General features: G+C 55.0%; 18 protein-coding genes and 1 riboswitch. Of the genes, 11 read left to right on the top strand and 7 right to left on the bottom strand.

What is annotated here, in order from left to right:
* Positions 1–85 precede the first annotated feature (85 nt).
* The 5 genes from ACESSO_RS12675 to ACESSO_RS12695 all read right to left on the bottom strand — a co-directional run bounded on the left by ACESSO_RS12675 (position 86) and on the right by ACESSO_RS12695 (position 5,404).
* Positions 86–1,231, bottom strand: coding sequence for a TRAP transporter substrate-binding protein (locus ACESSO_RS12675; RefSeq protein WP_373165802.1), 1,146 nt, complete (start codon positions 1,229–1,231; stop codon positions 86–88).
* An 89-nt stretch (positions 1,232–1,320) separates the two neighbouring features.
* The gene (gene dctP, locus ACESSO_RS12680) at positions 1,321–2,328 is read right to left on the bottom strand and encodes a TRAP transporter substrate-binding protein DctP (RefSeq protein WP_373165804.1); all 1,008 of its coding nucleotides are present in this window, start codon (positions 2,326–2,328) and stop codon (positions 1,321–1,323) included.
* A 124-nt stretch (positions 2,329–2,452) separates the two neighbouring features.
* Complete coding sequence (locus ACESSO_RS12685) at positions 2,453–3,166, bottom strand: helix-turn-helix domain-containing protein (protein ID WP_373165806.1); 714 nt, start codon at positions 3,164–3,166, stop codon at positions 2,453–2,455.
* On the bottom strand, positions 3,163–4,635 hold the full coding sequence (locus tag ACESSO_RS12690) for a histidine kinase (RefSeq protein ID WP_373165808.1): 1,473 nt from the start codon (positions 4,633–4,635) through the stop codon (positions 3,163–3,165). The genes ACESSO_RS12685 and ACESSO_RS12690 overlap by 4 nt, the downstream gene beginning before the upstream one ends.
* 325 nt (positions 4,636–4,960) lie before the next feature.
* Positions 4,961–5,404, bottom strand: a complete 444-nt coding sequence (locus ACESSO_RS12695) for a MarR family winged helix-turn-helix transcriptional regulator (RefSeq protein ID WP_373165810.1) — start codon at positions 5,402–5,404, stop codon at positions 4,961–4,963.
* Positions 5,405–5,668: 264 nt separating this feature from the next.
* Between ACESSO_RS12695 and ACESSO_RS12700 the strand changes: the two genes are divergently transcribed.
* The 7 genes from ACESSO_RS12700 (at position 5,669) to groL (ending at position 13,535) form a co-directional block, all read left to right on the top strand.
* Entirely contained in the window at positions 5,669–6,847 is a 1,179-nt protein-coding gene (locus ACESSO_RS12700; RefSeq protein ID WP_373165812.1) for an acyl-CoA dehydrogenase family protein, read from the top strand.
* Between the two features lie 50 nt (positions 6,848–6,897).
* Positions 6,898–8,076 (top strand): CaiB/BaiF CoA transferase family protein, encoded by a 1,179-nt coding sequence (locus tag ACESSO_RS12705; protein WP_373165813.1) that lies wholly within the window; start codon positions 6,898–6,900, stop codon positions 8,074–8,076.
* Positions 8,077–8,111: 35 nt separating this feature from the next.
* Positions 8,112–9,314 (top strand): CaiB/BaiF CoA transferase family protein, encoded by a 1,203-nt coding sequence (locus ACESSO_RS12710; protein WP_373165815.1) that lies wholly within the window; start codon positions 8,112–8,114, stop codon positions 9,312–9,314.
* Between the two features lie 91 nt (positions 9,315–9,405).
* Positions 9,406–9,708: a 4Fe-4S dicluster domain-containing protein gene (locus tag ACESSO_RS12715; RefSeq protein ID WP_373165817.1), complete on the top strand. Its 303-nt coding sequence runs from the start codon at positions 9,406–9,408 to the stop codon at positions 9,706–9,708.
* Positions 9,705–10,118, top strand: a complete 414-nt coding sequence (locus ACESSO_RS12720; RefSeq protein ID WP_373165819.1) for an acyl-CoA thioesterase — start codon at positions 9,705–9,707, stop codon at positions 10,116–10,118. The genes ACESSO_RS12715 and ACESSO_RS12720 overlap by 4 nt, the downstream gene beginning before the upstream one ends.
* Positions 10,119–10,185: 67 nt before the next feature.
* Positions 10,186–11,838, top strand: coding sequence for a BCCT family transporter (locus ACESSO_RS12725; protein WP_373165821.1), 1,653 nt, complete (start codon positions 10,186–10,188; stop codon positions 11,836–11,838).
* A 74-nt stretch (positions 11,839–11,912) separates the two neighbouring features.
* The gene (gene groL / locus ACESSO_RS12730; RefSeq protein ID WP_373165823.1) at positions 11,913–13,535 is read left to right on the top strand and encodes a chaperonin GroEL; all 1,623 of its coding nucleotides are present in this window, start codon (positions 11,913–11,915) and stop codon (positions 13,533–13,535) included.
* A gap of 120 nt (positions 13,536–13,655) precedes the next feature.
* Here the strand turns inward: groL and ACESSO_RS12735 are convergent, their stop codons facing one another.
* Positions 13,656–15,032 carry an MATE family efflux transporter gene (locus tag ACESSO_RS12735; RefSeq protein ID WP_373165825.1) on the bottom strand — a complete coding sequence of 459 codons (1,377 nt, stop codon included), beginning with the start codon at positions 15,030–15,032 and terminating at the stop codon, positions 13,656–13,658.
* Positions 15,033–15,174: 142 nt separating this feature from the next.
* A riboswitch (FMN riboswitch) is annotated at positions 15,175–15,286 on the bottom strand.
* 143 nt (positions 15,287–15,429) lie between these two features.
* Positions 15,430–16,377 (bottom strand): sugar ABC transporter substrate-binding protein, encoded by a 948-nt coding sequence (locus ACESSO_RS12740; RefSeq protein WP_373165827.1) that lies wholly within the window; start codon positions 16,375–16,377, stop codon positions 15,430–15,432.
* A 335-nt stretch (positions 16,378–16,712) separates the two neighbouring features.
* Here ACESSO_RS12740 and ACESSO_RS12745 point away from each other — a divergent pair, with 335 nt between their 5' ends.
* The 4 genes from ACESSO_RS12745 to ACESSO_RS12760 all read left to right on the top strand — a co-directional run bounded on the left by ACESSO_RS12745 (position 16,713) and on the right by ACESSO_RS12760 (position 20,661).
* Positions 16,713–18,047, top strand: a complete 1,335-nt coding sequence (locus ACESSO_RS12745) for a sensor histidine kinase (RefSeq protein ID WP_373165829.1) — start codon at positions 16,713–16,715, stop codon at positions 18,045–18,047.
* Positions 18,044–18,721 carry a response regulator gene (locus ACESSO_RS12750; protein WP_373165831.1) on the top strand — a complete coding sequence of 226 codons (678 nt, stop codon included), beginning with the start codon at positions 18,044–18,046 and terminating at the stop codon, positions 18,719–18,721. The genes ACESSO_RS12745 and ACESSO_RS12750 overlap by 4 nt, the downstream gene beginning before the upstream one ends.
* A complete protein-coding gene (locus ACESSO_RS12755; RefSeq protein ID WP_373165833.1) occupies positions 18,718–20,022 on the top strand; it encodes an ABC transporter substrate-binding protein in 1,305 nt (434 codons plus the stop codon). Before ACESSO_RS12750 ends, ACESSO_RS12755 begins: the two co-directional genes overlap by 4 nt.
* 213 nt (positions 20,023–20,235) lie before the next feature.
* Entirely contained in the window at positions 20,236–20,661 is a 426-nt protein-coding gene (locus ACESSO_RS12760) for a PTS sugar transporter subunit IIA (RefSeq protein ID WP_373165834.1), read from the top strand.
* Positions 20,662–20,687: the final 26 nt, after the last annotated feature.

Genomic DNA, 20,687 nt, shown 5'->3' on the forward strand with positions numbered 1-20,687 from the left:
CCCCCCCCCCCCCCCCCCCCCCCCCCCCCCCCCCCCCCCCCCCCCCCCCCCCCCCCCCCCCCCCCCCCCCCCCCCCGGGCGGGGATCATTCTTCGTATTCGTCGTAGTTAAAGCCCCAGCCATAGTCGCCGAGCATGGCGCGGTAGGTATCCGCCTGCTCGCGGTATGCGTTCATCGAGCTGTAAACCATGTTGAAGTTCTCGTTGGCAGCCGCTTCTTCCTCGTAGACCTCGCGGCAGGTGTCGCGGATGGTCTGCCAGTCCTCGCTGTTCATCTCGGTGACGATGCAGTCATCCTCCTCAAGCATCTTCTCGGTGGATTCAAAGTCCATCCACAGATAGCGGGACAGCTGCTCGGCTGTGCAGATCTGCGCAGCCATCTGGATTGCGTTCTGATATTCCTCCGGCAGCTCATTCCATGCGTCCATGTTGATCATGACGCCGTTAACGCCGCCCGACTGATACCAGGCAGGCGAGCACCAGTAAGGCGCGACCTCCTGCAGCTTGAGCGAGTCGTCCGAGCACGGGGTGGAGAATTCGCCGCCGTCGATGACGCCGCGCTGCAGCGACTCATACAGCTCGGAGGCCGAAACCGTGGTGATATTGATGCCCAATTTTTCAGCCGCACGGCCGGCCATCACGCCGCCGAGGCGGATCTTCATGCTCTTCATGTCCTCGAGCGAGGTAATCGGCTTGGTCGAGCGGATGCCGGATTCGGCGTGGTTAATCATGATGGGGAAGTACATCATGTTATATTGGCCGTACATGTTCTGGTAGCAGTCCAGACCACCCGCCTGCGTGATCCAAATGTAGTAGTCCAGGCCGGTGAAGTTGTCCATCGTGGTCGAGAGCAGTTCGAACGCGGTGTCCTTGCCGCTCCAGTAGCCGCCCCAGTCGCCGCCGCACTGGATTGTGCCGTTCTGCACATAGTCAAACAGCTGGTTGGCTGCACACAGCGCGCCCTCGGGATAGTTGGTGATTGTGAAGCGCCCATCGGTCAGGTCGCTGACCAGCTCAGAAAAGCGCTCGTCGCAGGTGAAGTGAATATTACCGTCCCCCCAGGTAGAACCCATCTTCCAGGTGACAACCGGCAGATCGCTGCTGCCTCCGGCGACCGCATTGGCGTTGGCCGCATCCATCATACCGCTGTCTGCCGTGCCGCAGCCGGTCAGACTGAGCATCGCGCCCAGTGAGCCGCAAAGCAGGCCGGCCATCAGTCTTTTAACTTTCATGAAAAAGCCTCCTTGTATCTTTTTTCTATCGCAAAGCGCCGCCCCTTGGGCGCTTTCGACCGGGAGAAAAAAGAAGAGGAGGCGGCATCTCAGTCTGCGGGGTCGGCCAATTCGCCGACTGCCTCGACCACGCGCTGCTGTTCGGGCGTCAGCCGGTCATAGAGCGGCTGCGCAGCTTCGCGGAAGCGGGCGGTCTGCTCCTCGTCGAGCAGCGCCATATAGCAGCCGCTGCGCGAGGCGTGCAGCATAGCGCGGACCTCGGCGTTGAGCCAGTGGTCGCGCTGCCACGCGGCGGCTTCAACCGCACAGTCGCGCAGCATGGCACGCTCCTCTTCGGTAAAATCCTGCCATGTGCTGGAAGATGCAATCAGCACATCGGCATTATAGGTGTGTCTGTCATAGGTCCAGTAGGGCGCGAGCTTATAGTACCCGCTGTCGACATAGGTCGGCAGATTGTCCTCGGCCCCGTCGATCTGGCCGGCGCGCAGCGCCAGCGCAAACTGTTCGCGCGCCAGCGGCACGGCAACCGCCCCCCATTGCTCGACAAGCAGGTCCATTTCGCTGGAGGCACCCGTGCCCAGCCGCAGACCCTGCAAATCGTCCAGAGAGGACAGCGGTCGGTCGGTGGTGAAAAAGCAGCGGTAGCCCGCGTAGAAATAGGTCATGCCAATCAGCCCCGCTTGAGAGAGCGAGTCCAGCGCCTGCTGTCCGACCGTGCCGTCGAGTACGCGGAACAGGTGCTCGTCCGAGGTGTACAGATAGGGCATCTGCAGTGCGGTCAGCAGCGGCGCGTACTGCGCTGCCGCGCTGACGGTCGTGCGGACAAAGTCCACCCCGCCATAGACGCATTGGGTAAGCGCCTCGTCATCACTGCCCAGTTCGTTGTCAAACACCGGTTCGATGACGATGCTGCCGTCCGAAGCCTGCTCGACCAGATCGCAGAAGCGCTGGCAGGCCTGATTGGTCACATAGGTTGCGCTCTGGCTGCTTGCCAGCCGGTAGCGCCGTACCGGGGATTGGACGGCTGCAGCGCAGCTGCTCAGCAGCAGTGCTGCGGCCAGTGCCGCCAGCACGACGAAATGAATGTATTTTTTCATCGTTTCCAACCTCAATTATACCGGCGGGGTGTGCGCCAGCCTATCGGAAAAAATTGCGCTCCGGTAGGCAATATTATGACCGCCGCCAAATAGAATGCAAGGATTTAGTGCGTTTTGCACAAAATCAGTGATTGCGGTATTCTGTCGGGGTGACGCCGACGTGACGTTTGAACACCTTGGAGAAATAACCCGCGTCCGCGTAGCCTACGCGCGGGGCGATTTCTCGCACCGGGATCTCGGTCTCCTCAAGCAGGCGAACAGCTTGCCGGATGCGATAGGCCGTCAGGTATTCGACAAAGGTCTGGTTGTAGGCGGTGCGGAAAAACCGCGAAAAATAAAACGAGCTCATGCCCATGGCTTCGGCCGCTTGTTCCAGCGAAACATCCTGCATGTAGTGATGCGCAAGCCAGACGGAAAACTGGGCGCAGAATGGGTTTTCGGTCTCGTCCGGCTGCTCGGCGACTTGCTCGGGTAGATGAAGCGTGCGCCGCAGGCAGGCGTTGACCTGTGCGCGGTCGAACGGTTTGAGCAGATAGTCGGTACCGCCCGCTCGCATGGCGCCGACCGCGTAATCGAAACGGTCGAACGCGGTCAGAAAGATGATGGGGATCTCCGGCTGGGTTTTGTGCAGAATGGAGGCTGCATCCAGCCCATTCATGACGGGCATCTCAATATCCATGAAAATCAGCGCGGGCTGGATCTGTCGAGCGCGCTCGACGGCCTCGCGGCCGTTGCTCACGCCCTCGATCAGTGCATCCTCTCCCAGACGGCGGCGCAGATGACCAGTCAGAGTTTGCAGGCTGAGCGGCTCGTCCTCAGCAATTAGGATTTTAATCATGCGCGGTTTTCCTCCTTTGGCATGGGCAGGGTCAGGCGGGCGGTCGTGCCCAGACCGTGCAGGCTGTACAGACGGAACGAGCCGCCGGTCAGCTGAACGCGGCTGGCGATGTTGTGCAGACCGATTGAGCGCCGGCCGGTTGCGGCGGGCGGATTGCTGCCGGTGCATGTAAAACCGCCGCCGTTATCGGTTACTTGAATGCGGCAGTACGCGCCGTCGGCGCTGGTGACGATGCGAATGCGTCCGCCCGCGCTGCGGGTGCGCATGCCATGCACGATAGCGTTTTCGACCAGCGGCTGCAGAATGAACTTGGGTACGCGCAGCATGTCGCAGCGGTTGTCGCAGTCCATCTCAAACGAAATGCGTTCGCCAAAGCGCAGCTCTTGCAGCGAGATATAGTCGCGCAGCAGCGCCAGCTCACGCGCGAGCGGCACCATGCTCTCGTCGGTTTCGAGTGTATAGCGGAAAAAATTGGCCAGACGCACGACCATGTCGCCCGTCACAGTCGCGCGCTCGATCTGCGCCATGCTGGCCACGCTCTGCAGTGTGTTGAACAGGAAATGCGGGTTAATTTGGCTTTGCAGCTGAGCGAAGCGGCTCTGCTCAACCAGTTGACGCAGGTGGGCTGCTTCAGCTTCCTGCTGACGCAGCGATTTTTCCAGTGCGGCTTCGCTTTCCAGTGCGTGGATGGTCTGTGCAATTTGGTGCTTCATGTGGTTGAACGAAGCGGCAAGCACGCCGATTTCGTCCGAGGAGGGGTGCACAAAGTCGTCGATGCCGTATTCACCGTCGGCTACGCGGCGTGCCGCCTGACTGATCTGCCGCACGGGCAGGATTAGGCTGCGGATCAGATACAGCACGAGCAGCGCGAACACGATACAGCCCAGCGCTGCCACGACCGACAGCACGATATTCTGGTCGGCGAATTTCTGGCCGAGATCCAAGTAGCGGTTCCGTCCCTCGAGCAGCACCGCGTCCATCAACGTGTCGGCATAGCTGTACAGATACGCGCTCTGCTGCTGCAGTTGGGAGAAGGCTGTCGCGTCAAAAATGCCTGCGGCAAAATCGTCGAGGAATTGCTGCTGCCGTTCATGCAGGCTGTTCATCGCGCGGCCGATTACCTGCTTGAGCAGGTCGATTTGCGCGTTGTCTGTGGTCTGTGTGGGAGCCAGCGCCTGCCACGCGGTGGAAGTTGCCTCGCAGGCGGCGGTGTATTCGTCGACCGCTTTGGCGTTCGCCGCGGCAAAGGGCAGTGCGTCGAGCAGTTCTCTTTCGGCGCGCAGCGCGTTGGCGTAATCAATGCAGCCTGCGTATTCGGACAGGATCCGGTCGGTTTCCAGCCGGTAGGCGCTGAATTCGAAAATCAGAATGCCAACCGCGATCAGGATTGGCACGACAAAGGTACAGCATAATGCGACGGCCTTGTAATGAATGGACATATTCGCCCAGTGCCGTCTCAACAGAGTCATAAGACTTCCCACCTTTTTTGCTGCTTGCCGCAGCCGTCTTTTAACAGCCGCGGATGCGCGATTACTGGTATTATACTCCTGCGAGAAAAACAGAACAAGAGTGAAAAGCAGCGGCGCGGAGCAAGCCGCGGTATCTTTTCGAGTATGCTGTTTTCCGCAATACAGTGGTTGCTGAGTTGGGCTTAGAATGGTACACTGATAGTTCAGTGTAGCCTTGAAGCCGTGTTACGGCAAAAAGAAAGCGTTGCAGAATGATACATTCTGCAACGCCTTCTTTTGTTTCGTTTGCGATTATAAAGCGACATGAATCGCAAACTTAAATTGCTCATGTGTCCGCCAGAGTCTCTTCCATGCTATGCCATAGCTTCTCCATAATATCCACCAGCGCGTTTTGTTCTTCGCTTGACAGCTTTCTGAACGCGGATAACTCCACATTTCGCATCGTTCGACCAATGCGGCGTCCGGAAGCACGGCCGTCTTCAGTTAAAGTGATCATACGGCTGCGGCGGTCGTTTTCTGCAATGCTGCGGCTGACCAGACCGCGCTGCTCCAAGCTGTCCACCACACTGGTGACCGTTTGGCGGGACAGATGCAGCTCCCGGCTCAATTCGTTCTGCGTCATGGGTGTGCGATGCTTGTACAGCAAGGTCAGAATATTCATGATGTTGGAGGTCACACCGCAGGAAGCCGCTATCTGATCGTAGGCGGCATCTATTCCTCTCCAACTTTTGTAATATCGTTCAAATAAATCGTTTTCCCAACGCTCCATCACAGTTTCACACCTTATATTGTTTAATAGATCCCTTTATTTATTATACGCTAATTATGATATTCCAGTCAATACCATAAGCATACAGAACAAAAACGGGGCTGGTTTTCTAGTCAAGTATACAAAATAAATAAATAATAGTAAAACCGCTTGATTTTTTTGGGCTAAGTTATATAATTGAATCATCCGATATCAGACAAACTGAAATCGGATTGACTGGGTAAGGACAATCAAATATCGAACAAAGAGAAAGGGAGCATTAGAATGGATTTTACACTGAGCAAAGAGCATCGCGCATTGCAGGAAAAGGCAAGAGAGTTCACTGAGCAGGTACTGTTCCCGTATGAGCTGGAGTGTGAACAAAACAACGGTATTTCCCCTGAGACACATAAGTACATCACTTCTCAGGTTATGGAGTGGGGCTTCAACGCAACCAACCATTCTAAGGAGCACGGCGGCACTGGTTATACCCTGTTTGAGCAGGCACTGATCAGCGAGCAGCTCGGCATGGCGACGGGCGCTATCTGGGATGCGGTTCCGCAGCCTTCGTTCCCGATGAAGTTCGGTACGCAGGAGCAGATCGAAGAGTATCTGATTCCGACCTGCCAGTGCAAGCGCCGTGATGCGTATGCAATCACCGAGGCGGACGCTGGCTCCGACCCGACTCAGTGCCAGACGACCGCAGTCAAGTGCGACGGCGGTTATAAGATCAATGGTGAAAAGTGGTACGTAACCGTTGGTGATATCGCAGACTTCCTGCTGGTACATACCCATCTGGACGGTGACCCGAATAAGGCTACCGTATTCTTCGTTGAAAAGGATGCCCCGGGCGTCAGCATCAAGCGCACGCCGGAATACACCCACCACTTTGCGTTCAAGCATCCGGAATTCCTGTTCGAGGATGTTGTGGTTGACGAGTCCAAGATCCTCAAGGGCATCGGCGAAGGCTTCAACATGACCAAGGACTGGTTCGTAGAGGCTCGTTTGGGCATTGCCGCTCGCTGCGTCGGCGGTGCACAGCGCGTACTGAAGGAAGCAAACGACTGGGCGGCTACCCGCGTACAGGGCGGCCACGTCATCCGTGACTACCAGGTAATCGAGCATATGCTGGTTGACATGACCATGGATATCATGGCTGCAAAGAGCCTGCTGTATCGTGTATGCTGGGAGATTTCCGGCGATATGGATCGCAAGCTCAAGCACGCTCGTGCATCCGCTATCAAGCTGTGGTGCTCCGAGATGGTCAACCGCGTAACCGACAAGGGCGTTCAGATTCTGGGCGGCCGCGGCTACATGAGAGAGAACGCTATCGAGCGTCTGTGGCGTGACCAGCGCGTTGACCGTATCTGGGAAGGTACTTCCGAGATTCAGCGCAACGTTATCGGCGGTCAGATCAAGAAGCGCGGCATCGAGCTGTACACTGGCTGGGCTTACGAGGAGTAATTGAATCATCTAACCGTGAGGCTTTCTTCTCACAGTAATAGGAGGTTGCTATGTTTCCTTTAGAAGGAATAAAAGTGCTCGATTTGATGACACTTTCCGGTTACTGCGGGATGGAACTGGCTGACTACGGAGCGGAAGTTATCAAGGTGGAATCTCCGAATACCGGTGATCCGCTGCGGGCACTGGCGCCATTAAAAAATGGCGCCAGTGTTCATCATGCCTTCCGCGATCGTGGCAAAAAGAGTATCACGCTGGATCTGACACATCCTGAGGGAAAAGAGATTTTCAAAAAGCTGGTGGCACAGGCAGATGTGGTTTTGGAAAATTTCCCACCCAATTGGATGGATGAACTGGGCTTAGGATATGATGTGCTGTCAGCTATCAAGCCATCTCTTGTATATGGACGTATTTCTGCATACGGTTCAACCGGGGAAAAGACAGATTTGCCGCAATATGATCTGCTTGCGCAGGCAAAAAGCGGTGTAATGCACTTCACCGGCTTTCCGGAAAACCCGCCGACCCGTATCGGCTTTTCAATCTCCGAACGATATGCAGCCAGCTTCCTTTCCTCGGCTGTATGTATTGCCCTTTATCATGCGAAAAGCACGGGTGAGGGGCAGCTCGTGGAAACAACGCTTTGTGGCTCCGCGATTGCGATTTCGGAGGATAAGGTTATTACTTATGGCGCAGAACACGAAGATCCGATGCGTACCGGCAATGCACATCCGCTGATAAATCCATATGATATCCTTAAATGCAAGGATGGTTATGTGGCCATGGGCATTTCTTCCGATGCGCAATGGGCGAAATTCTGCGATGCATTCGGGCGTCCTGAATGGAAGGTAGATGAATTATATTGCTCCAATTTGGTGCGTGGCTACCATTATTTCGGCGACCTGCGTGTCAAACTGGAAGACTTGTTCTCTAATTACACGATGCAGGAAATTGCGGATATTTGTGATGAAACACTGATTCCGGGTACGATGTGCAGCACCACCAAGGAAGCATTGCAGCAGCCACAGCTTAGGGTGCGCAACATGATTGTTTCGGTCAATGACGCAGAGCTGGGCGCGGTTGAGATGCCGGGCAAGCCGGTCAAGTTCGCCGGGCAGGAGGAGGATGACCTGCGCGCAGCACCTACTGTGGGAGAGCAGAACAAGGAACTTTACGCAGCGCTCGGATTGGATTTGGCTGCACAGGCTGCTTTGCATGAGCAGGGTGTAATTTGAGTGGCGGCGCAACGAATACTGAAGGAGAGTAACAAATGAAGAACGGACCTCTCAAAGGAATCAAGGTGCTCGATTTTTCACAGGTGCTTTCCGCTCCGTTCTGCGGAATGATGCTGGCAGACATGGGTGCGGAAGTGATCAAAATAGAGCGTCCCGGCGCCGGTGATATATCGCGTGAGTATGGACCCTATGTCAATGACATCAGCTTGTATTTCTGCCAATATAACCGCGGGAAAAAGGGAATCGCCATTGATATGCGTTCGGAGGAAGGCAAGCGTGTTGTACTGGATCTTGTCTCTCAAGTAGATGTTGTCATAGAGAACTTTAAAGCAGGAACACTCGAAAAACTTGGAATCGGCTATGATAAAATGCTGGAGGTCAATCCTGGCCTGATTTATGGCTCGATTTCCGGTTTTGGCACATATGGGCCGCTTTCCCACCTGCCCTGTATGGACATTATTGCAGCCGCACGAAGTGGTCTTGTCGCACAGAGCGGTCAGGCGGGCGATGCGCCGATAAAACCCGGTTTCTCCATGTGCGATACATGGGCTGGACTGCAGCTGCTGCGCGGTTTATCGATGGCACTGCTGTATAAGCAAAGGACGGGAAAAGGGCTTCGCGTGGACATTGCCATGTTGGATTGTGCGTTCTACATGTGCGAAGCATCTGTACTGGAGCACTCACTGACCGGCCGGTTTTCTGAAAGAACCGGCAATCATCATGCGTGGTATGCTCCTTATGGCGAATTTGCTGCGAAGGATGGAAATATCGTAATCGCGGTGACAGACGAGGGCGCATGGCAATCGCTGTGCAGCACGCTGGGGCTGGATGCCCTTGCGGCGGATCCTCGCTTTGTCAATAACGAGCAGCGTGTGGCCAACCGGGATGCACTGATTGCGGAGCTTGAAAAAGCGACAAGCACAATGGGTCGATATGAGATGGAAGAAAAGCTGCACAGAAGCGGAGTTCCCGCAGCGGCGGTACAGTCGCTGCAAGAGTTTGACAACGATCCGCAGACCAGACAGCTCAATGTTATCACTCAGGTCACCCAAGAAGGCGTAGGGGAGTGCACTGTAACCAATACGCCTATCCTATTCAGCAAGACTCCGGTTGATTGCAATGCTTCTGCGGCCGGATTCCCGGGTGCGAACAGCAGGGAAATCCTCAGTGAGCTGGGATACAGCAGCGAGAAGATCGACAGCCTGATAGCAAGCGGTGCTGTTGCGCAAGCGGTTTGATAATTGCTGTAAATCAGATGAATGATCCACCTGATGCTCGTAACCTGTCTAGAAGGAAACGGTGCATTGGGTGGATTTTTTTGAAAGGGATATGTTTGTGAAAGCTGTTGAACTGATTTCTCCGGATAAGCAACAATGTGTGAAATGTTCTGCCTGCATTGATATCTGTCCCATGCGTGTCATCGAGCTGGATGAGGAAGGATATCCCCGTGCGGTTGGCAAAGCGTTTTTAACGTGCATTAACTGTGGCTACTGCGTGGATGTCTGTGCGCCGGGCGCGCTGCTTCACAGAGTGCGTAAGCGTTCGATTAACGCCGCGGCAGCGCAGCGGGCAGCGCAAAAGCGCTTGAACAGAACCCGGGAATACAGACAGAAGCAAGGAGAATCGAAATGAGACGGGATTGTATCTTTTTTTGCCCGATCCGTGTCCGCTTTGGAGAAGTAGACAGACAGGGCATTGTATACAATGGAAATTACGTGGCATATACCGATCTGGCTTTCGAGGAATTCCTTCGATCCAAGGGATATTCCTACCGGGAACTGGCGGAAAAACATGGTTCAGAAGTATGTCACAAAAAATCCACCTATGAGTTTGTTGCCAGCGCATACGAAGGGGATATGCTCGAAGTCGGTATCAGCAAGATTAAGATCGGCAGGAAAAGCTTCACGATGCAGTTTGAAATATACCGGCAGGGTGAAGACGACTTGCTCCTTTGGGCAGAATCGGTATACGTTGGTTATGATGTGGAAAACCGAACCAGTCGCCCGATTACCGATCTGATGCGTGCGCTGTTGACTAACTGACCGCTTCAAAATGCTGTAGGCGACGATTTTACGAAAGATAACACGCTATGGGGAGGCGAGCAATACCATGGATAATAAACAAAACAAGAAAAATGCGGATGTGGAAGTCGGTTTGATTATTGTAAGTGTGGCAATACTGGCTGCATTCATTGTCTTTATGATTCTCAATCCGGAGTCTACCCTCAATGTCATTTCCTCATTCTTCAACCTGATGATTTCAGTTCTGGGACCGTTCTTTGAGCTTATCGCGGTCGTCGCATTCCTTGTCGGTTTGTACCTGCTGTTTGGAAAGTACGGCAAAGTACGTTTGGGCAACTGTAAACCCGAATATTCCAACTTCAGCTACTTTTCAATGATGCTGTTGGCGTCGCTCGCATCGGCTGCGCTGTACTGGTCGTTCACAGAATGGGCGTATTATTATCAGGCGCCTGGTCTGGGTATGGAAGCGTTCAGCGTGGAAGCGCTGGAATCCTCTCTCGGTTATCAGTTCTATCATTGGGGCATTGTCAATCAGGCAATGTATACGGTGATGGGCGTTGCCATTGCTTATGGCGTTTATGTACGGAAACTGCCCTCGTTCCAAACCAGCGCGGTGTGCTGCGCTATGCTGGGCGAGAAGGTCAAGGGCAAGACTGCTATTGGCAAAATCATTGACTTCCTTGTTATTTTTGGTATTCTGGGTGCGCTGAGTTCCTCTTTGGGTTTGGCTGTTCCGCTGGCAACCGGCGGTCTCAAGCAGCTGTTTGGCTGGGAGGCAACTCCGGTTGTTCAGATTGGCGTCATTGTATTCATTGCAATCGTTTACAGTATCACCTCGTTCCTTGGCACAAAGCGCGGCATGCAGACAATCAGCAATATTGCATCTGTGGTTTGCGTGGTATTCCTTCTGTATGTGCTGTTCATGGGACCGACGACGTTTATTTTCAAAAATATCGTTAACTCGCTCGGTCATATGTTTGAAAAGCTGCCGCGCATGGCACTGTTCACCGACCCCATCAATAACACCGGCTTTGCGGAAAGCTGGACCATCTACTTTGTTGCGTTCTATCTGAACTATGTAGCAATGATGGGCATTTTCATTGCAAAGGTTTCCAAGGGCCGCACGATCCGCGAGATCGCGCTCTACACAATCTTTGTTATGACGGCCGGCGGTATTGGAATTTTCGGCATCAATGGCAGCTTCTCAATTTTCACCCATCTGCAGGAAACCGTGGATGTGGTTGGCCTGGTTAACAGCGGCATCGGAGACGCGGCAATTTACAGCATTCTGGAAGTGCTGCCTCTGGGCAAAACGCTGCTGCCGTTCCTCATTCTGGTGCTTATTGTCGGCTTTGTGGCGCCGTCCATGGACTCGGCATCACTGGCGCTGGCGGAAACGGTTACGAAACGGGGTACCCCCAAGATGGCGCTTCGGCTGTTCTTCTGTGTTCTGCTGGCAGTGATCCCCATGTCGATCATTCTGGTTGGCGCGGATTTCACGGCGATCAAAAATATTGCGATTATTATTTCGGCACCTTTCCTAATTATACTTGTAGGAACTATGCTTGGTCTGTTAAAATGGTTACGGCACGATGATCGTATTGGTCTGCATGCTGAGATCATTGCGCTGCACGAAGCAGAGCAGAGACAGGAGGAACTGTCCGGCGATAGCGAAGCTGCGGAGGAGCAAAACCCTGTGCAGGAGCAGATTCTCGTGCAGGAGACGGTCGAAGAGTCCTAATTTATTACAATCAGCTGGGACAGACAGGCGTGCCATGTGCATGCCTGTCTGCTCTGGAGTCAGGAGAAACACATATGAGAGATTTGTTTTTTGGCGAGGAAGCAAGAAAAATGCTTCAGGATGGCGTGGATCAGGTTGTGGATGCGGTTAAGATCACACTGGGACCACTGGGCAGAAATGTTTTGGTGGACAGTTCTTCCGGAGTGCCGTTCATTACAAATGATGGCGCGAGCGTTATCAATGACATGCAATTGACTGACATTGCGGAAGATCTGGGTGCACAGATGATCAAGCATGTTGCACTCCGCACAAATGAAGCGGCTGGCGATGGCTCGACTACCGCGATGCTGCTGACACAGGCGATTATTCGCGAAGGGATTCACAATCTTGCAGCAGGTGCCAATCCCATACAGCTTCGCCGGGGCATGCAGGGCGCGGTTGACGAGGTAGTGCGGTATCTGGAGGAGCATTCGTACAAGCTGACCACGCGGGATGATATTGCGCACATTGCGGGTGTTTCTGCTGACGACGAACAGATTGGAAGCATGATTGCAGATATCATGGATCAGCTCGGTTCGGATGGCGTGATCACGGTAGATGCATCCAGCACGATGGAGACTTCCTGCGAGATCGTCCGCGGCACGCGGTTTGACAAGGGGTATCTGTCGCCTTATATGGTGAGCGATCAGGAGAAGATGGAAACCGTATTCGAGAATGCGTATCTTCTGTTTACCGACAAAAAGATCACCGAACTGCAAGAAGTTCTGCCGATTTTGGATCAGGTTGCGCAGCAGCATCGTCCGCTGGTCATTGTGGCGGAGGATGTGACGGGCGAGGCGCTGAAGGCGCTCATTATCAACAAGCTCAAGGGCGCAATCGACGTAGCTGCGGTGCGTGCGCCGGGCTTTGGCGAACGGAAAAAGGCTTTGGTAGATGATATTGCGCTGATTTCGGGCGCGGTTGTCATCCGCGAGGAAACCGGCTATGATTTGAGCCATGCTACAATGGACATGCTTGGCCGGGCAGATAAGGTCATCATTCGGAAGGACAGCACGCTGATCGTCGGGGGCGCGGGCAATCGCGATGAAATTGACAGCCGAGTCGAGATGCTCCGGCGCATGCTGGCGCAGGCGAAGGATGAGTTCGCGGTGGATCGCGCTCGTGAGCGTCTGGGCAAGCTGGCAGGCGGCGTGGGCCTGATCCACGTTGGCGCAGCGACCGAGCTGGAGCTGAAGGAGAAAAAACATCGCGTGGAAGACGCGCTGAATGTCACTCGCGCTGCGCTGGAGGAAGGTGTTGTGGCCGGTGGCGGCGTGGCCTACTGCGACGCCTGCACACAGGTTGAGGCATATGCGGCGCAGCTTACGGGAGATGAAAAGGTCGGCGCGCAGATCATCTGCACTGCGTTGACCAAACCGGCAGCTCAGATTGTGGAAAATGCCGGCGGAGACGGCGATTCCGTTGTGACAGAGATTCGTCGGTTGGAGCCTGGAATGGGAATGGATGTTTGCACCAATACCTATGTCAATATGATTGAAGCCGGTATTATGGACTCGACCAAGGTGGTGCGTCTGGCGCTGCAAAATGCGGTTTCCATGGCGAGCACTTTCCTGACCACCGAGGTGAATGTGATCGATCCGGTCGATGAGGAATGGCTGCGCACCGGCGGCGCGAGCCGACGCAAGAGCACGCATTGATAGAGGATAAATGTGCGTCTCTCATCTTGCAGTATGCAGATAAGCGCAAGTCTTTCTGACGAGTAAAAGAAACCCTCCTGTTGCAGCTATGCTGCGACAGGAGGTTTTTCATACTGTGGCTTACAGCCATCCGTTTTTACGCCAGGAGCGAAATTCCGTAAACGCCAACGCAATGCTGAGCAAAAAGACCAGCATATCCGTAATGGGAACGGCATATAAAGCGCCATCCAGACCAAAACTGCGGGAGAGCAGCAACGCCAGCGGAATCAGAAACACCCCTTGCCGTACCAGCGGAATCATCAGCGAGTGCACAGGTTTGCCGATGCTCTGAAAAAAGGATGCCGTAGTCATATGCAGACCGTAGAGGAAAAAGGCCATCATATAAATTCGGAAAATGTGAGCGGTGCAATCCAGATACAGAGGATTATCCGAGACAAAGAGCATACCGATTTGCCGGGGGAGCACCATGAAAACCAGAAAGCATACAGCGGAAATGATGAGCGCAATCCGGCTGGCCAGCAGGTATGTCTGATGTACCCGCGTGTAGTGTTTGGCGCCGAAGTTAAAGCCGTTGATGGGCTGTACAGCGGAGGAGACGCCCACAAACATTGAATGAGCAATTTGGTATACCTTCATCATCATGCCGTAGACCGAAAGGGCGATGTCGCTGCCAAAGGCGCTCAATGCACCATACTGACGCATCAGGTTGTTCATGGTGATCTGTACCAGCGCCATCATCGTCTGCGTCAGCAGGCTGGGAAACCCCAACGCAACGATACGTCCGGTCAATGCAGGCGTGGGGCACAGATCGGGTTTGCGAATGCGGACGGTACGCATATGGCGCAGATAAAAGAGGCACATACAGCCGGCAGCTGTCTGTCCCACCGCTGTGGCGATACCGGCGCCCACCACACCCATTTGCAGCGGGAAAATGAAAATGGGATCCAGAATCAGGTTGATAACAGCGCCCACGATCATACATTTCATGGTGTACTGGGGAGCGCCATCCGCACGGATGATGGCGGTGAATGCAGGGCACATCAGCTGGAACGGTACGCCCCATGCGATCGCCCGCAGATAGGAGACTGCCTGCGTATAAGCGGTTTCCGTGACGCCGCACAGAATCACCAGCTGCGGGGCGAAGATAGCAAACACCAGCGCGCAAAGGATGCCGCTGCCGACAATTAAAGTCAGTGCGTGCGACATGGTCGCATCTGCTGTTTGCTGCTGCTTGCGGCCCAGGCACAGACTGATATTGGCCGCGGCCCCATCCCCCAGCAGCAGCGAGATTGCGTTTACCAGAATCATGAGCGGAAACGCGACATTGGTAGCTGTCATGCCGGTGATGCCAACGCCTTGCCCGACAAAAATCTGATCAACGATGTTGTAAAGGTAATTGACCATGAGTGTCAGTGCTGTGGGGATAGAATATCGCACTAACAGCGCGGAGATCGGCTCTGTTTCCAGCGGGTTTGCGTTTTGTACCGGTTTATTCATGGCGACAGCCTCCTCTTGTGGTTCCCTGCCGCCGGATAAGCCGGATAAATCGTAAAGCAGCCGTTGATTGCCATCCAACGGATGCAATACCGGCTGCTTCGTGTTCTTTCATCGTGCACGAGAAGCTGCCGGTGCTGCCGGCGGCTTTCTTCTCCCATCCAGACCTGACTGTTGGCCCCGGGATTGCACCGGGTTAGCTTGCGCTCGCGGGCTTTGACCGCCAGTAGAGAATACTCTCGTTTCCGAAGAAAGGAATATACAATTTTATAAGGCCATTATAGCAGAAAATCCTGCCCTGTCAATCGCTTGAAGACCAATTTTTTTGCAGAAATATTGTGCGTTATGGATGGCCGGTCGGCGGAGATACAAGTTGGGGATACGCCGCCTGCAGTATCACTCATTGCCAGCCGTCTGAGCCGAACTGTTCCACATTTTCCGCTGTAATTAACTCGACCGGCACAATGATTTCGCTTTCATAGGCTTGTCCGGACAGAATCTGGTATATGACCTGCGCTGTCGTCTGTCCGATCTGAATAGGAGATTGGGCGACCGTTGCTGTCATCACACCCTCAAAAATCATATTTTTGGCTTCGGGAGCACCGTCTACGCCATAAACCAGTGTGCGCTCCAGTAAATGACGCTCCTCCAGTGCAGCCATCGCCCCCAATGCTGTCGGATCGTTGAGCGCCATCACTACATCAATCGTCGGATCGGCATCCAGCAGGCCGTCCAGCGCCGGCATGGCAAGCTCCAGCTGACCGTCGCTGCTTGCGCGGCCGGCAATCTGATACTGCGGATGCGCGGCGATGGTGTCGCAAAACCCTCGAATGCGGTCGACCGCCGACTGGGCGGTCGGGTGCTCCAGAAGGGCGATGCGCGCGGAATCACGCGTGCTCATCAGATGCTCGGCGCATAATACGCCCGCGCCATAATTGTCTGAAGCAATCGTGCAGGCAACCAGTGAGGGATCGCTCACCTGCGAATCCACAATCACAACCGGAACATCTGCCTCCCGCGCTTCCTCCAGTGCAGGACGAATCTGCTGAAAATCCACCGGGTTAATCACAAGCAGATCGATTCCACCCGCAAGCAGTTCGTGAATCTGGTCGTTTTGCTTCTCCTGATCGAGTGCAGGGTCGCGCGTGAGCAGGATATCGCCGCGGCTTTCGATCATCAACCGCAGTTCCTCGTCAATGACGCTGTAGAACGGATTGTTCATTGTCATATAGGTTGCGCCGATACGCAGCGGTGTCTCCTGCTGTTCTTTCCATGCGCCCAGCGTCAGGCACAGCCATGCCGCCAGCACGACGCCGCACACAGCAAGAAACAGTCGTCTCCATTTCATCGCCAGCCCCCCTTACTGGTTTTATCATATCATATTAGGGGAGTCATGAAAACGCTTTTTTGCCGGTTCTGAACAGGACGACGATTCTTTTCCGGAGAGGTTTTACACATATTATTTGCGGCCTGCGGTGAACGACGCGCTATTTCACCGGACAGGCTGCGGGTATCCGCCTGCTGTTTTTGCATCTGATCTGATATGTTGTTTGATCTTGTGCAGGATATATATTATAATTTATGCATAGGAAACCCGTTCCACAGCGCAGCACGGCAGGAAAAAAGGCGACTGTCTGCGGCAGAAGAAAGACAAGGCTTGACGGGGAAAAGGGGGCTGCTGGCATGTCGGATGGACCGGCCAATCGCGAGATGCAGACGGACGAGAGCCTGACCCTGCTGCGGCAGGGGACGCTGCTCATCAATCTGGCACTCTGCGCGTTCCTCGGTGCGGTTTTTGTGCTGACGCCACTGCGTGCGGTGCAGCGAGCCGAGGGTGTGAGCTTTTTGCAGGGGCTGAGTATTTTACCGGCTGCTCCGTGGAGCGTGTCTTTTGCGGCGCTTAGTTTACTTGCGTTTGTCGCGGTCGACTTTGCATATCGGCGCGGCAGGCTGGGAAACGGCCGTATCGTGTTTTGGTTGGAACCGGGAGTCGCCCTGCTTGTGATTCTGGCGCTGCATCTGGACTATAACGGCCTGCTGCTGCTCGCCGTGGTCAATCTGGTGGATAGTCTGCATGGGCGCGGGCGTATGCTGTTTCTCGGCGCGATGACCTCGCTCTATCTGCTGACCAGTCTGGATGTTTTGCAATCCGGCTTGGGTATGGTTTCGGTATCCGAATATCTTGCCTATTATGAGGGACAGCCGCGGCAGCTCATGCAGACAGCCATTGGTCTGCTCAGTGCGCTCAATCTGATTTTGTTTATCGGCTATATGGTGATTCTGGTCGGCAGGCGGACGGAAGAAAACGCGGCTATCCGCCGACTCAACGGAGAACTGGCGCGGGCGAATGATAAGCTGTCTGTCCTCAACGGTCAGCTCAAGGAATATGCGGCGGAAAGCGAGCGCATGGCGGAGACCCGAGAACGCAACCGTCTGGCGCGCGAGATTCACGATACGCTCGGCCACGCGCTGACCGGCATCACCGCCGGTGCGGATGCCTGTATTGAAATGATGGATATTTCGCCGGATATGGCGCGCAAGCAGATGGAACTCATTGCGAAAACCGCTCGTGCGGGCATGAATGAGGTGCGCCGTTCGGTCAGTGCGCTCAGACCGGATGCGCTCGAGCGGTTTCGCTTGTCCGAGGCGCTTGACAAGCTGTGCAGCGAGATGCAGCAGACTTCACATGCGGATATTCGGCTGAATGTGCAGCCGACGGATATGCGTCTTTCACAGGACGAGGAGGATGCGGTCTATCGGATTGTACAGGAAAGCGTGACCAATGCCATCCGGCATGGGCATGCGACCGAAATTGACGTGTCCCTGTCCTGTCAGGAGCGCTGCATGACGATTGTAGTGCAGGATAACGGTATCGGCTGCGCAAAAATCGAACAAGGCTTTGGGCTGCGTCACATGCGGGAGCGGCTGCGGCTGCTCGGCGGCAGCCTGCGCGTGAACGGAGAGAACGGGTTCCGGATAGAGGCTTCCATACCGCTTCGATGGGGGGATGAAATATGATCCGTGTATTGATTGCAGACGATCAGGAGTTGATCCGTCAGAGCCTGAGCTTTGTGCTGGATGCGCAGGCAGATATCGCCATGGTGGGCACAGCATCCAACGGACGTGAGGCGATTGAACTGGTCCGCAAGGAAAAACCGGATGTGGTGCTCATGGATATCCGCATGCCCGAGGTGGACGGTGTGGAATGCACGCGGCTGATTAAAGCCGCCTATCCGCAAATCAAGGTCATTATCCTGACCACATTTGACGATGATGAGTATGTATTCGGTGCGCTGCGTTACGGTGCGTCCGGTTATCTGCTCAAGGGCGTTTCGGTCAGCGAACTGGCAAATGCGGTACGTGAGGTGGTGCGCGGCGGCTCGATCATCATGCCCGGCGTGGCATCCAAGGCACTGGATATGTTTGCGCGCATGGCGCGCGGCAGCATGCAGATTCCGGTGGATACACAGCAGACCGCTGCTTTGCAGGAAAACGAATGGCGGGTCATCCGCGAGGTTGGCTGCGGCAAATCCAACAAGGAGATTGCGGCGGCGCTATGCCTGTCGGAGGGCACGGTGCGCAACTATTTGAGCAGTGTGTTAAGCAAACTCGATTTGCGTGACCGTACACAGCTTGCGATCTGGGCAGTGCAGACCGGCGTGGCGGCCGATCCTTATGGGGATAAGCCATGAGACAGATGCTGAAACGACTGACAGCCGGCGTATTGTTGACTGCGGCAGTGCTGGTGTGCACGGCCTTTGGTGCGTCGCGGGAAACTGTGATCACGGTCGGCGTGATTGCGGGCAGCTATTGGGATGCGCCGACCGGCAACTGCTATGCTGTGATTGACGCTGCGATTGCGCGGTTTGAGCAGGCACATCCCAATGTGCGCGTGGAGTATACAAGTGGTATTTTAAAACGGGATTATTCCGAATGGTTGACTGACCAATATCTGCTTGGTCGGGAGCCGGATGTGTTTATGGTACTGCCGGAGGATTTCGGTATGCTGGCGGAGCAGGGAGCTTTGCAGCCGCTGGATAACCTGCTGGCAAACGATTCTGCGGTTTCTACAGCGGATTTCTATGACGCAGCGCTCGAGAGCGGCGCGGCGGGCGGCGTGCAGTATGCGCTGCCGTATGAATGCGTGCCGACGTTGATGTTTGTCAATAAAACGCTGCTGGAGGCGGAAAATATCCCGGTACCGGATAATGACTGGACGTGGGATGATTTTTACGAGATCTGCGCACAGGTAACGCGTGACACGGACGGCGACGGCACGATTGACCAGTTTGGCAGTTACGGCTATACCTGGCGGGACGCGCTGGCGTCAAACGGCGCGGCGCTGTTTGATGAGAACGGCAGCAGTTGTCTGATTGCGCAGCCGGCGTCCGTGGAGGCGGTTCGATTTGCGCAGCGGCTGGAAGAATTATATGCGGACTGCGATATCACGGCGCGCAGCTTTGACGAAGGGCATGTTGCATTTCGGCCATTTTTATTCTCGGATTACCGCACCTATCAGCCTTATCCGTGGCGAATCAAGCGGTATTCGGATTTTGAGTGGGACTGTATCCAGATGCCGGGCGGGCCGTCCGGTGCGGGACGGTCGGAGCTGAGCACCGTGCTGGCGGCAATCAGCAGTCGGTCCTCGCAGCAGGCGCTGGCGTGGGAATTTCTCAAAGAGATGACCTGCTCGGACGCGACGCAGAGTATGCTGTATACGGATTCACACAGCGTATCCGCGCTGCGGCGCGTGACGCAGTCGCCGCAGACCCAGCAGATTCTGCGGCAAGACACGCCGGGCGAGAGCCAGCTCGGATTGGAAATCCTGTCCGACGCGATGGAGCAGGCGGTTGCCGCGCCGCATTTTCGCGCGTATGACCAGGCGCTTTTGCTTGCGGAAAGTCTGGTGGCAACGGCCATGGAGGATGACCACAACCTGTCCCTTCAGCTGCAGAGGGTGCAGCTGAAGATGGAGGAATATTTGCAGCATTAAACAAACGAAGAACAGACAGACAGAATAAGCCGTCTCCGGTTTTGGCAATGTGCCAAAGCCGGGGGCGGCTTTTTTGCGTTTTTCCACAAGGCAAATGACATTTGTCATGTAAAAGAGGATAAGTGTCATCTGTCATTCGTGACAATGGACAGATGTATTATTGTGGGTCAATTGGTAAAATTGTCTCAACAAACGAGAAAGGGGAAAATGAGCATGCGTTATCTGATTTTGGTCAGCCACGGAACCTTCGCGCCGGGGCTGCACAATGCGGTCGGCATGATGGCCGGTGCGGGCCGCGAGGACATTCGCTCGACCAGCCTGCTCGATGGCATGGATGTGGACACCTACCGGAAGGCGTTTGCAGAACTGGTTGCGGATATCACCGCGGAGGACGAAATCCTGTTGTTTGCGGATATCATCGGCGGCTCGCCGCTGACGACCGCGATGGAGGTCCTGACGGAAAAGGGCCTGTTGGCGAACACGGCTGCCATCGGCGGCATGAACCTGCCGCTCGTACTGACCGCTGCTTTTGCGGACGCGGACGCACCGCTCGCGCAGGTTGCGGCCGAGATTATGGAGGAAGGCCGCGGTCAGCTCAAGCCGTTTGACCTGGACGGCGGCGACGAGGACGATATTTGACGGCACATTGCAATATTTAATTGGGA

The organism is Agathobaculum sp. Marseille-P7918 (genome assembly GCF_964248325.1).
Taxonomy (GTDB): Bacteria; Bacillota; Clostridia; order Oscillospirales; family Butyricicoccaceae; genus Agathobaculum.